This window comes from Megasphaera sp. UPII 135-E (assembly GCF_000221545.1).
Lineage (GTDB): Bacteria > Bacillota > Negativicutes > Veillonellales > Megasphaeraceae > Megasphaera > Megasphaera hutchinsoni.
Genome location: NZ_AFUG01000029.1, coordinates 1 through 13,042, shown reverse-complemented (window position 1 = coordinate 13,042; position 13,042 = coordinate 1). Strand labels below are relative to the sequence as shown.

The window sequence follows — 13,042 nt, the reverse complement described above, 5'->3', positions numbered from 1 at the left end:
GAGAAAAAAACATGAGCGACAAACAGATAGCATTAGAAAATGCAATGAAAAAAATTGAGAAAGATTTTGGCAAAGGTTCTATTATGAAATTAGGAGATATTGCTGAAAAAATGAATTTAGAAGTTATTTCTACAGGCTCTTTGGCATTGGATTTGGCTGTTGGTATTGGTGGCTATCCACGTGGTCGTGTAATTGAAATTTATGGTCCTGAATCATCAGGGAAAACAACGGTGGCCTTACATGCTATTGCATCTGCTCAAAAAAATGGAGGTATCGCGGCTTTTATTGATGCGGAGCATGCATTAGATCCTGTATATGCAAGAAGATTAGGCGTAGACACAGCAGAATTATTGATTTCCCAGCCCGATAATGGTGAACAAGCATTAGAAATTACGGAAGAATTAGTTAGAAGTGGAGCTGTAGACATTATCGTAGTGGATTCGGTGGCTGCGTTGGTGCCTAAAGCTGAAATTGAAGGTGATATGGGTGACTCGCATGTAGGACTACAAGCTCGATTGATGAGTCAAGCGTTACGGAAATTGACGGGTATTATTTCTAAATCTAAAGCTATCGTTATTTTTATTAATCAATTACGTGAAAAAGTAGGGGTTATGTTTGGAAATCCTGAAACGACAACGGGTGGACGTGCTTTAAAATTCTATTCGTCTATTCGTATTGAAATTCGTAAAGGGGAAGCGATAAAAGTTGGTGGTGAATTTAAAGGAAATCGTGCTAAAGCAAAAGTTGTAAAAAATAAAGTGGCACCTCCGTTTAAAAACTGTGAATTTGATATTATGTATGGGACAGGTATTTCTCGTGAAGGAACGATATTAGATATCGGTTCATCTATGGATATTATTGAAAAAAGTGGGACTTGGTACTCTTATAATGGAGAACGATTAGGCCAAGGAAAAGAAAATGCTAAGACTTTTTTACGAGAACATCGTGAAGTAGCTGATGAAATAGAAAAAATTATTCGCGATACGTTGGCAGCAGAACCAGAGCGATTAGAAGAAGTAATGGAAGATAAACATTATGAAGAGGATGAAAATAATTAAGCATGATAAATAAAGAGGTGTATGGTAAAGCATTACGTTATTTGCAAGTTCGTTTTTTAAGCGAAGGCGAATTAGTGCAAAAATTAAACCGATATGGTGCAGTTGAAGGCGATATTGCGGCAGTTATTAACAAATTGAAGCAAGAACGGTTTATTGACGATCAGCGTTTGGCACTGGCTGTAGCCGAGCAGTATATGAAAAAAAAACAATATGGTCGATTATATATTGTTCATAAATTAAAAAGACGCTATTTGCCTATTCCGAGTATATTATCATCTTTAAATGAAAGAGATATAGCATGTCAATTGGTAAAGCAAAAATTTTTACAGGACGATGTAGACAAAAAAAAATTGCAAGATATTTAACAAATCGCGGTTTTTCTGTTTCCATAATCAGCGAAATATTGCATGAATACTTATATTAAAAACTATTTTAATTGATAAAAGAAACGCTTATTCCTGTCGTTTTTCTTGACATCAGTATAAAAAAATTTTACAATTAAAGTAGCCAAAATATATTTTGGTTATTGATAAAAAGAAGTTGTAAGGTTTTTTGAAGAAGATGTAATAATACATGTTAAAAAAAGCCGAATTTATATTCGGCTTTTTTTTATGACAAAGGAGGTGAATGATGTAATGATAGCTGTTATTGTAGCAGCGATTGTTTGTGGTGTTATTGGTACAGGAATAGGATATGTGTATCGTCGTAAGATCGCAGAGGGGAAAATAGGTCAGGCCGAAGTAGAAGCTGAGCGAATTTTGACAACTGCAAGACAAAATGGGGAAGCCCGTAAGAAAGAATTAGTCTTAGAAGGTAAAGAGGAAATTCATAAATTACGTAGTGATGCAGAACGAGAAAACAAAGAAAGACGAAATGAATTACAGCGATTAGAGCGTCGGATTTTACAAAAAGAAGAACATTTAGATAAAAAAATGGATTCTTTAGAGAAAAAAGAAGAATCGTTGCTTCATAAAGAAGAAGATATGGATAAAATGCAGTTGCAAATGAATGAACTGCAAGAAAAGAAATTAGCTGAATTAGAACGTATTGCGGGGATGACCTTTGAAGAAGCAAAAGAGGTATTGTTAAATACGGTTGAATCAGAAGTAAAGTATGAAAAAGCACAGTTGATTAAAAACTTAGAAGAAGAAGCAAAGAACGAAGCGGAAATGAAGGCAAAAGAAATTATTTCTTTAGCGATTCAGCATTGTGCGGCAGATCATGTGGCGGAAACAACGGTTTCCGTAGTGAATTTGCCTAATGATGATATGAAAGGTCGTATTATTGGTCGTGAAGGACGTAACATACGTGCTATTGAAACTTTAACAGGGGTTGATTTGATTATTGATGACACGCCGGAAGCAGTTATTTTATCTTGTTTTGATCCCGTGCGTCGAGAAATTGCACGTATTGCACTCGAAAAATTGATAGGTGATGGTCGTATTCATCCCGCTCGTATTGAAGAAATGGTAGAAAAAGCGCGGAAAGAAGTCAATCAAAAAAATCCGTGAAGCGGGGGAACAAGCGACATTTGAAACAGGTGTACATGGATTACATCCGGAAATTATTAAGACGTTAGGGCGTCTTCGCTATCGAACAAGTTACGGACAGAACGTACTCCGCCATTCGATTGAAGTATCCATGCTGGCAGGCGTTATGGCCGCAGAATTAGGTGTAGATGTAAAGCTAGCACGACGTGCAGGGTTATTGCATGATATTGGTAAAGCCTTAGACCGTGATATGGAAGGAACCCATGTTACGATTGGCACGGATTTAGCTAAAAAGTATGGAGAATCAAAATTGGTTGTTAATGCGATTGAAGCACATCATGGTGACGTAGAACCATTGAGTGTTGAAGCTGTTTTAGTTGCAGCAGCAGATGCTGTTTCCGCAGCACGTCCAGGTGCAAGAAGAGAAACATTAGAAAATTATTTAAATCGGTTGACGAAACTGGAAGAAATTGCAAAATCCTTTGATGGTGTTGAAAGTTGTTTTGCTATTCAAGCTGGAAGAGAAATTCGAGTTATGGTACAGCCTGAAAAATTAGAAGAAGCCGATTGTATTTTATTAGTGCATGAATTGTCAAAACGAATTGAAGCAGAATTAGAATATCCAGGACAAATAAAAGTAGTTGTTATTCGTGAAACACGAATGATTGATTACGCAAAATAGAAACAGTTAGTGGTAGGTTTTTTGCCGTAGAATTGCAACTGTTTTTTAGTTATCGGTGTAATTAGTGATAATACTGATTACGCCGATTTTGGTTTATAGAGAAAAAGGTATTTGTATTGATGTAGAGCTAATCGTACAGTGAACATTTTTTTATTATATAATTTAGGCACTAGGCTATTTCCTTTTGATGATTTTTTGGGGGGGAGATTTTTATAAATTTCTTGACAATATCAGAAGTTATCTGTAAAATAATTAGGTAAGCTTTTTACTTGGACTCCACTAGCCCCGGAGAAAAAGATCAAAGCTTGGGTGACTTATTCGATCAGGGAGGAATTATACAGCATGAAAACTACATTTATGGCCAATAAAGGCAACATCGAACGTAAATGGTTTGTTGTTGACGCTGAAGGTCAAACATTAGGTCGTCTTGCTGCTGAAGTTGCAAAAGTTCTTCGGGGAAAACATAAACCTATATTTACCCCGCATGTAGATACAGGCGATTTCGTTATTGTTATTAATGCAGCAAAAGTTAAATTGACCGGTAAAAAATTAATTCAGAAAACGTATTTCCATCATTCAGGATATCCGGGTGGATCTAAATTTACACAAGCCGGACATTTATTAGAAAAACGTCCGGAACGGGTGGTTGAAATGGCGATTCGTGGTATGTTACCTAAAAATAAATTAGGTGAACAAATGTATCGCAAATTAAATGTATATGCTGGTGCGGAACATCCTCATCAGGCACAGCAACCGACTGAATTAAAATTAAACATTCGTTAATACCAGGAGGAAGATTTCATGGCAGAAAAAACGTATTGCTACGGTACGGGCCGTAGAAAGACCTCCGTTGCTAGAGTTCGTCTGGTTCCGGGGCAAGGAAAAATTATTGTAAATAAAAAAGAATTAAACGACTATTTTGGTCGTAAGACATTAGAATTAATTATTAAGCAACCGTTAGTTTTAACGGGCATTGTTGATCAATATGATGTCATTGCTGATGTTAAAGGTGGTGGACCTTCAGGACAAGCTGGAGCGATTCGTCATGGTATCAGTCGTGCATTGTTAGAAGTTAATAGTGATTATCGCCAAAGCTTGAAAAAGGCTGGATTATTAACACGTGATCCACGTGAAAAAGAACGTCGTAAATACGGTCTTAAAAAAGCTCGTAAAGCATCGCAGTTCTCGAAACGTTAATTTTTCGATATGTCTAAACCCAGTAACTATATTGGTTGCTGGGTTTTTTTGTTTATTTTTCATAAGGCATAGATTTTTGGTTTGATAGGGAATAAAAGGCACTGCGTGGTCGATGGGATTTTAATTGCTTTGATAAGGTGGTAGTAGAGCGTAATTCAACTTGATTTTGGGCGACGGCGAGAAAACGATAAATATGATTCTAATTGCTTTTTGTAAGGGGTTTTTATATAATTAAATCATCCTAGATTTTATTTTATATCAGTATATTATTAATAGGAGGATAAGGGTATGTGGCGAAAAAAGGTAACATTAGGAATGACTATATTGGCTGTATGTGGTATGGTTGTAGCACAGGGAGCAGAATATACTATTTTAGAAAAAACAGAACGTATTGAAACTTCGTTGTATGGTACGCCGCAAACCGGAGCACTTCAAGATCGATTACAAGCCTTAGCGAACACGTTAAGGCTTAATCAAGCAAGTACCGATAATTTGCAGGAAATGACAGATGGACTATATAAGGATGTATATGGTAATGATGGCGAAAAGTTATCTGTGTTGACGACACTTAATTTGTTACAAAGTGTGTATGCCCATAAAGTTACAGATGAACCAGTAGTGGTACGGCTAGAAAATATAGAAGAAAGCATTTTTGGTCATACACAAGAAGGATCGATACAAAAGAGATTATCGGTTTTGCGACAGGTTATGTTGGGTAATCATAAGTATACTCCTCAATTGGTGGTAATCCCTGCAGGTATGCTTATTCCGTTGCAAACGTTGGATGCTATTGATTCAGTATCTGCTCAAGAAGGAGATATTATTCGTTTAGCTGCTACGAAGGATATACGTGTAGGCGATGCAATTGTCATTCCAGAAGGCACTACGACAGATGCCATAGTAGGTACGGTGCGCAAGGCACGGCGGTTTGGTATTGACGGAAAGCTTGAGTTGAAATATCAATATATACGAGGTATTGATGGTACGGCTATTGCATTGAAATGTGCCGATGTCAATTCTCAGGAGTATCAGCATATGGCTAATGCAGCAGGTGCTTCTGCAGCTGGGGCATTGATTTTAGGTCCAGTAGGATTGGTGGGAGGTTTATTTGTACATGGACAGGAAGCAGTGTTACCAAAAGGAACAACCGTTTATGTGCAGACTGTCAATACCATTGAAGTAAGTGGAGTAAAACAGCTTTCTACGAATGTTATGCAATTAGCGGATAAAGTGGCTGAAAGTGTTCCTGTGACTAAATTGGTAGGTGCAACAGCACCGCGTGTGCCTGTTCCTGTATCGCTCACGTCTACGGTAGATAGTAAGGAAAACCAGGGAGAAGAAAAAGCAGTATCTGTGGTAGATGTTGAGTCTACAAAATTTTCTGCGATGAATGGGCATGCACAGAAAATGCTTGTAAATAAGAACGATTTAAAAATTATCCCATCAAATCAGGCCGTAGATAATAAGCTAGTTGATGAAAGCCAACGCTCAAAGAAAAAAGTAGAAACAAAAGCAGTAAAGGGGAAGACATCTGAGCTAAAACAGAAGGAGGGGGTACAAAGTGGAAATGATGATGAAATCATCGTTACCATTAAACCTACTCGTAAAGGCGGTAAAAATGAAAAGTAAGCATGTTACTATTATTGGTATAAGTGTTATGTTAGGTAGTATTTCAATTACTTCGCTGGCGGCGGATAGATCTCCAGTTGCATTGCCTAACCAAGAGGCGGTACGGATGGTTGCTGATACAGTGGCTATGCAGCAGCACGATGGATATGTTATGGCTCGGGGAAACGTAGAAATATATTATCATGCGAATTTATTGAAGACGGATTATATTGAGGGAAATACGAACACAAAAGAATATCACATTCCCGATAAAATTAGCGTGCTTTATGGTACGGATCGGCTTATTTTAAATAAGGTTACATATTATCAAAATAACCAGAAGGCAGTGATGGATCAGGCGGAAGGCAATTGGTTGAATGGAGCAATTTATTTTCGCGGCCAACAGGTTTCTTTGCAAGATGGTGTGTTACACATAAAAAAAGGAATGCTTACGACACCGCATGCAGTAGCTAAAGTCCCTGATTATTATGTCACAGGTGAAGATATTATTATTGATAAAAAAAGAAAACTTACGATTAATAATGCCCAATTTTGGTTTAAAAACACTTGTTTATTATCGTATGGAACGTATGAAAAAAATGTCGGACATGGGAAAAGTGCGATGCCTTGGTTATTTTCGTTGTTTCCGAAACCCATTTATAAAAGTTATGAAGGATGGAGTGTTACTGGGGCGGTTTCTTTTCCTTTAAATGAATCCGGTGATTTATTTATTGAAGGGGAATATACAGCATCTGCAAGAAATCATATTCGTCCGACGTTACAATTTGCTCGGTATGTACGGAGTGGTGTTTTTTCTATTGGTTATAAGGAAGAGTTAAGTACAGATATAGAAGCGCCTACTTGGATTACGAAATGGCCTAATGTAGAGTATGTATCATCCCGTTTGTATTTAGGGAAATCATCCTTTTTTTTGAAATGGAAAATAGATAGAGGTTATTGGCGGGAAAATCATCAGGTTTCTGGTTGGCATTGGGGGATAAAAGGAGAAGTTTCTCATCAGCCTTGGGCTATTTGGCCTAAAGCATATGTTCAAGGATATATTGGATTTCAAAAAGATGGGTATTCCAGACAAAAACAAGCTCGATTTGATCGATATGGTGGAATTTCGTTGACACAGCGATTGACTTCCAAAGGATGGGCTACTTTTTGGTATAAATACCATGATATTCAAGGAAAAACACCATATCGGTTTGATGCTATTGAATATCCTCGACAAGAAGGGGTTTCACTAGGATATGCTATTACGGATAAGGATGTATTTTTATATTCGTTGACACGAGATATAGACACTCATCGTTTACAGGAAAGGCAATATACATGGATTCGTGATTTACACTCTGCTACATGGAGAGCGACGTATAAACAAGTGAAAAAGAAATGGGATATTTCTTTTGTTATTAAAGATTTGTAATAAAAAAGATAGACGATTGAATAAATCGCCTATCTTTTTTTCGGTAATTAATATTCAGGTGGACGTGACGTGCGTGTCCGAGGCATGACTAATGAATCGCCTGGATGGGTATGATATTTTGGCGCAGGTATTGTGAACCCCCGTCCAACGACTTCTGAGGCATCGCTGATAATCATAAAAGCTGAGGAATCTAGTTTATTTACAATTTCTTTTATTTTAGATACTTCCGTTAATTTGATAACGGCATAAATAATCCGTTTATCTTGCATAGTATAAGCACCTTGACCGTATAAATAAGTTGCACCATGTCCAATATAGCGCATAAGGACATTCGCTATTTCTTCAGCATGATTAGAAATAATGATAACGGATTTTCGTTGTTTCATGCCGATTACGACTTTATTGGTAACAATAGTAGCGATGGTAATACCGACAAAAGTGAGCACCGCCGGTTCTAAAGAAAACATATAGGCTGAACATAAGAGAACTAAAGTATTCATTCCCATTACAACATTTCCCATTTCTAAGGAGTAGTATTTTTTTACAATAGCGGCTACGACATCCATGCCACCGCTATTGACATTATATTTATAAAGAATACCAAAGCCGAATCCAGTTGTGATGCCTCCAGCTATACAAGATAACATGGGATCTTTGATGATATCCCATTGTGCAGTAAAAGCAGTCAAATCAATTGCCGCGGAAAAGAGAACGGTACCGATTAAACTAATTAAGGTATAGGTTTTTCCCATATATTTGTAACAGGCAATCATAATGGGAATATTTAAAATAAACACGGTTGTTCCCACGGGGAAACCTAAGGCGTAATAAATAATAATCCCAATTCCACTTAAGCCACTGCTCAATAAATGGTGAGGGATAAAAAAGGCGTTGATACCTAAACCGCAAATAATATTACCGACAATAGCAGCAATATATGGTTTTGCTTTGTTTAATATAGAAAAGAAATGGATTAAAGACATAATATATCTACTCCTAATATAGTTAAATGATTGTCATTTGGGATAAAAAAAAGTATAATTGATAAATATGAAGGATATCATCAAGCGAACTTAACTGAAATTATTATAACATAGAGGGATACTGATTTAAAATATGGAATAAGCTTTATTATTGGATTTGATGTGGGAGTAGATATGTGGGAAGAAAAAGGCTGTGGCAAAATTAATTTAGGTTTGGCTATTACGGGACGATGCACGAATGGGTATCACACGATTAATACGGTATTTCAGTCGATTGGATTAGCGGATATTATTCAATTTACAGAAGCTTCTACATTTCGACTTACGTGTACACATCAGGGGCTTCCATGTGATGAAAGTAATTTGGCTTATAAAGCATATCAGTTATTGCGTACATATGCCAAAAATAAAACACCGTTACATATTCATATAAAAAAAATATACCTATGGCGGCTGGGTTAGCAGGCGGAAGTGCAGATGGAGCTGCTGTTTTACGCGGATTAAATCAAATTTGGGAGTTACATTTGTCGGTAGATGAATTATGTCAATTGGGAGAAACGTTAGGTGCAGATGTTCCATTTTGCATACACGGGGGAACCATGCATGGTATGGGCAAGGGGGAAATCTTGAAAAAGTTACCATCGCTGCCACCTTGGCATGTGGTGTTGCTACATCCTGATGTAGCTGTGCAGACAAAAGAGGCATATGCTTTATTTGATCAACGTCAACAGGTTGAATTGGTTCCGATGCAAGAGATTATACAATGTGTATATGAAAAAAATATGATTCGTTTGGTTTCTATTTGGAAAAATACTTTTGAAGAATTAGTACTTCCGGAAAAGCCGTTAATACAGAAGTGTAAAGCTCTGTTTTCGGCATTTGGCATTCCTTCCTTGATGAGTGGCAGTGGATCGGCTGTATTTGCATTGATAGCTTCTGACGTAGATGAAAAACAATTACAAATGTTGGCGAAAGAAGCACACCACCAAGGTATTGCTTATTATAGGACAACGTTAATAGGGTGAGGGTGTATTAAATGGATAAGAAAAAAGAATATACATTAGCGCCGATACAATTAGACACGTATCGTTCACTCCGTGAAGTGGTAAGTGATGCATTGCGACAGGCTATAAAAGATGGGCGATTGTCACCAGGACAGCGATTGCGAGAAATAACGTTAGCAGATACTTTGGGTGTCAGTCGGACACCAATACGAGAAGCGATACGACAATTAGAGCAAGAAGGGTTTGTCGTGATGGTACCGAGAAGAGGGACTTATGTTGCCGATATATCGCTTAAAGATATTGCACAAGTATTTGAAATTCGAGGAGCCTTAGAAGAATTAGCTGCCGGATTGGCAGCCGAGCGGATTACTACGGAAGAATTGGAATGCTTGGAGCGTATTTTGGTGGAAATTAATGGATATATTGAACGAGATGAATTTGAACGTATTGTGGATGCAGATGTACGGTTTCATGATGTATTATATCATGCGAGTCGAAATCAACGATTAGTAGATATTTTACATAATTTACGTGAGCAGATGTTGCGTTTTCGGTCTATATCTATGCATTATCCGGGTAGACTTACGGCAACGTGGGAAGAACATCGTCAAATGGTGGAAAATATTGCTGCTCATAATAGTTCTATGGCACGAAAAGTGGCTAAGCGGCATATGGAAAATTCAGAAAAAACGCTATTAAAAGGGATTAGAGAGGATAAAAAATCTCTTCAGCAATGGAAAAAATGGTACCATGATGCGATAAAAGAATAAATATATGGAGGACATGAAATCTTAGTAGGGATTTCATGTTTTTAATTTTTATTATAGTAAGGAGAGGTAGTATATGTATCAAAAAGTAACGACAGAAGTTATAGAAAAATTGCAACATATAGTAGGCCCATCTTATGTAAAAATGAATAAAGATGAGCTAATTTCCTATTCATCGGACGAAAGTATGGCACCTGAATTGTGGACAATGCCGGAAGTAGTTGTAGCCCCAGCTAATGCAGAAGAAATTGGGGCTATAATTAAACTTGCTAATGTTTATCATATTCCCGTCACCCCACGCAGTGCAGGTACAAGCGTAAGCGGCGGTGCGATTCCTGTTTGCGGCGGCATTGTGGTATTGTTAGAACGGCTTAATCGTATTCTTGAATTGAATGAAGAAGGGTTATTTATGGTCGTTGAAGCAGGTGTACGTACGGTAGATATACAACAAGCAGCACGAGAAAAGGGGTTGTTATATGCAGGGGATCCGTGTAGTGCCGATAGTTGTTTAATTGGTGGTAATTTAGCTACAAATGCAGGGGGGAATAAAGCGGTGCGGTATGGGACAACACGGCATCAAGTATATGCTATTGAAGTAGTTTTACCAACAGGAGAAATTGTGGAACTCGGTGGCAATTTAAAAAAATGTTCGACTGGTTTTTGTTTAGAGCAATTGATTATTGGTTCGGAAGGAACATTGGGCGTTATTACAAAAGCTACGTTGAAATTAATTCCAACACCTTTGTATCATTTTGATGCATTGGCGGTATTTACTGATTTATCAAAGGCAATTAACTTTGTGCCTAATTTAATAAAAGAAAAATTGAATCCGACTTCTGTTGAGTTTATGGACAATCGCTTTGTTAAACGGGCGAATGAGTATTGTCGATTACAACTGCCGCATTGGCAAGATGGGTATTATGTTATTGTTTCTTTAGATACATATCGGGAAGAAGAATTACAGGATAATATTGAACGCTTATCGAATATATGTGAAGCGGCAGGTGCAACGGATATATTAGAAGCCGATGAACGTATTTGGCGAGTGCGGCGGAGTTGTTTGGAAAGCACGCGTGAATTATCGAAAGAAGCCACCTCGGAAGATTTAGTAGTACCTGTTTTGCGAATTGCTGAGTGTATTGAAACTGTTGTACAGATGGCAGCGGCATATGATTTTCAAGTATTTTGTTTAGCTCATGCGGGAGATGGTAATTTACATTTTCAGATTTTACGAGGCAATTTAGAAAAGACGGAATGGGAAAGACAGCTGGCTGATTTTCGTAAACAGGCATATCCATTTGTATATTCTTTAGGAGGTAAATTGTCAGGCGAACATGGTATCGGCGTAAAACGAGTTGATTATATGGAAACATACACGAATCCGGTAGAGTTGATGATGATGAAGAAAATTAAGCAGGCTTTAGATCCTAATTCTATTTTAAATCCTCGTAAGGTATTGAATGTAGAATAGAATATATAATTGTATTACAGGCAGGGAAAAAGTATTTTCCCTGCCTGTAATACAAATGAAGTGTATATAATAATTAATATCATGTAATATCGATACTAGATTATATAAAAATAATTTTAAAATATTATCTAAATCTTAAAAAAATAACATAATTTTATTCAGTTTCAACGAGATAACTCGACTTATCTTGACATGAATATGGGAAAACAAAGATAATTGTATTATATAAAATCGGAAGAAAATAAATAATATCATTTATAAAGTGACACATAAATTTATATAGTTAGGTAGTAATATAAGTAATAAAATTGTATATAAATATTTAATGAATATAGGGAGAAGATCGTTCGCGGCAACATGAATGTATTAATAGAAAGAAAGGTAGGCTATGAAAAATGACTATTACGCTTTCAAAAGAAACATTAGTGAAACGGACTGTAGAGAATATTTTACATGATTATGCACATGCTACAGGTATTGCATGTGTTTATGTAGATATTCGGGGACATGAACGATCTACGAAATATAAATTTACGAAGTTTTGTCAATTTATGAGAAGCATACCAGCTTTTCGGGATCGGTGCTATCAGTGCGATTTATGTGGCGGTGTAGAGACTTTAAAAAGACAGTATTGTTGTCCCTATCGCTGCCATTCTGGCTTGGTGGATTTTGCTGTGCCTATTATTCAAGAAAATAAATTATATGGATTTATTATTTCGGGACAAGTGGTTTTACAGGATAAGCGGATAGAATATTTACAGCAACCTACGTATTGGCATGATAACGCTAATGCAAAACTTTATTTTGAGTCAGCACCAGCGTATCGGTATGAAGAAATTATGAGTGCATCGAGAGTGTTACAAACATTGGTGGTATCTCAATTTCCTTGTTGTTTGCAAGCTCAGGGATATAATATGAGCGTATTGACAGAAAATGAAAGAGATATGCAGGAACCTGAGGAAATTAATATTAGACCAGAAATAAAAACGGCAATATCTTTTATTAAACGTAATTTGCATAGTAATTTATGTTTAAAAAGAATTGCTGAAGAAATTTTTTTAAGTGAATCTTATTTATCGAAGATATTTAAGCAAGAAATGAATATGAATTTAATGCAATATATTAATCAATGCCGGATTTGTGAAGCAAAAAAGATGTTATGTCAAACAAATGAATCTGTTGATTGCATTGGGAAAAAATTAGGTTATCATAGAACTAGTTATTTTTGCAAAATATTTAAACAATATACAGGAGAAACTCCGCATGTATATCGAAAAAGAAATAGCATAGAAAAATAAGTTGTATTTGTGAAATAATTCATATAAAACAAAAAGCCGCATTCAGAAGATG

12 protein-coding genes and 1 pseudogene are annotated in these 13,042 nt (G+C 36.6%); 12 read left to right on the top strand and 1 reads right to left on the bottom strand.

What is annotated here, in order from left to right; all coding sequences use genetic code 11:
- The first annotated feature begins 11 nt into the window (after positions 1–11).
- The 7 genes and pseudogenes from recA (at position 12) to HMPREF1040_RS04005 (ending at position 7,467) form a co-directional block, all read left to right on the top strand.
- Positions 12–1,058, top strand: coding sequence for a recombinase RecA (gene recA, locus HMPREF1040_RS04035; protein ID WP_007392649.1), 1,047 nt, complete (start codon positions 12–14; stop codon positions 1,056–1,058).
- A 2-nt stretch (positions 1,059–1,060) separates the two neighbouring features.
- Positions 1,061–1,423 carry a regulatory protein RecX gene (locus HMPREF1040_RS04030; protein WP_007392677.1) on the top strand — a complete coding sequence of 121 codons (363 nt, stop codon included), beginning with the start codon at positions 1,061–1,063 and terminating at the stop codon, positions 1,421–1,423.
- A gap of 270 nt (positions 1,424–1,693) precedes the next feature.
- Positions 1,694–3,230: pseudogene (gene rny / locus HMPREF1040_RS04025) on the top strand (ribonuclease Y).
- 342 nt (positions 3,231–3,572) lie between these two features.
- Positions 3,573–4,013, top strand: coding sequence for a 50S ribosomal protein L13 (gene rplM / locus HMPREF1040_RS04020; protein ID WP_007392667.1), 441 nt, complete (start codon positions 3,573–3,575; stop codon positions 4,011–4,013).
- A gap of 18 nt (positions 4,014–4,031) precedes the next feature.
- Complete coding sequence (rpsI, locus tag HMPREF1040_RS04015; protein ID WP_007392666.1) at positions 4,032–4,427, top strand: 30S ribosomal protein S9; 396 nt, start codon at positions 4,032–4,034, stop codon at positions 4,425–4,427.
- 288 nt (positions 4,428–4,715) lie between these two features.
- Complete coding sequence (locus tag HMPREF1040_RS04010) at positions 4,716–6,056, top strand: hypothetical protein (protein ID WP_007392641.1); 1,341 nt, start codon at positions 4,716–4,718, stop codon at positions 6,054–6,056.
- The gene (locus HMPREF1040_RS04005) at positions 5,989–7,467 is read left to right on the top strand and encodes a hypothetical protein (protein ID WP_141557795.1); all 1,479 of its coding nucleotides are present in this window, start codon (positions 5,989–5,991) and stop codon (positions 7,465–7,467) included. Before HMPREF1040_RS04010 ends, HMPREF1040_RS04005 begins: the two co-directional genes overlap by 68 nt.
- A 47-nt stretch (positions 7,468–7,514) precedes the next feature.
- On the opposite strand, the gene HMPREF1040_RS04000 is transcribed toward HMPREF1040_RS04005, so the two are convergent.
- On the bottom strand, positions 7,515–8,450 hold the full coding sequence (locus HMPREF1040_RS04000; RefSeq protein ID WP_007392663.1) for a YitT family protein: 936 nt from the start codon (positions 8,448–8,450) through the stop codon (positions 7,515–7,517).
- Positions 8,451–8,624: 174 nt separating this feature from the next.
- Here HMPREF1040_RS04000 and HMPREF1040_RS07920 point away from each other — a divergent pair, with 174 nt between their 5' ends.
- The 5 genes from HMPREF1040_RS07920 to HMPREF1040_RS03980 all read left to right on the top strand — a co-directional run bounded on the left by HMPREF1040_RS07920 (position 8,625) and on the right by HMPREF1040_RS03980 (position 12,990).
- On the top strand, positions 8,625–8,912 hold the full coding sequence (locus HMPREF1040_RS07920) for a hypothetical protein (RefSeq protein WP_007392642.1): 288 nt from the start codon (positions 8,625–8,627) through the stop codon (positions 8,910–8,912).
- Positions 8,897–9,475: a 4-(cytidine 5'-diphospho)-2-C-methyl-D-erythritol kinase gene (gene ispE / locus HMPREF1040_RS03995; RefSeq protein WP_007392674.1), complete on the top strand. Its 579-nt coding sequence runs from the start codon at positions 8,897–8,899 to the stop codon at positions 9,473–9,475. Before HMPREF1040_RS07920 ends, ispE begins: the two co-directional genes overlap by 16 nt.
- A gap of 11 nt (positions 9,476–9,486) precedes the next feature.
- Positions 9,487–10,224: a GntR family transcriptional regulator gene (locus HMPREF1040_RS03990; RefSeq protein ID WP_007392662.1), complete on the top strand. Its 738-nt coding sequence runs from the start codon at positions 9,487–9,489 to the stop codon at positions 10,222–10,224.
- Between the two features lie 73 nt (positions 10,225–10,297).
- On the top strand, positions 10,298–11,692 hold the full coding sequence (locus HMPREF1040_RS03985; protein WP_007392659.1) for an FAD-binding oxidoreductase: 1,395 nt from the start codon (positions 10,298–10,300) through the stop codon (positions 11,690–11,692).
- Between the two features lie 395 nt (positions 11,693–12,087).
- Positions 12,088–12,990, top strand: coding sequence for a PocR ligand-binding domain-containing protein (locus tag HMPREF1040_RS03980; protein WP_007392680.1), 903 nt, complete (start codon positions 12,088–12,090; stop codon positions 12,988–12,990).
- Positions 12,991–13,042: the final 52 nt, after the last annotated feature.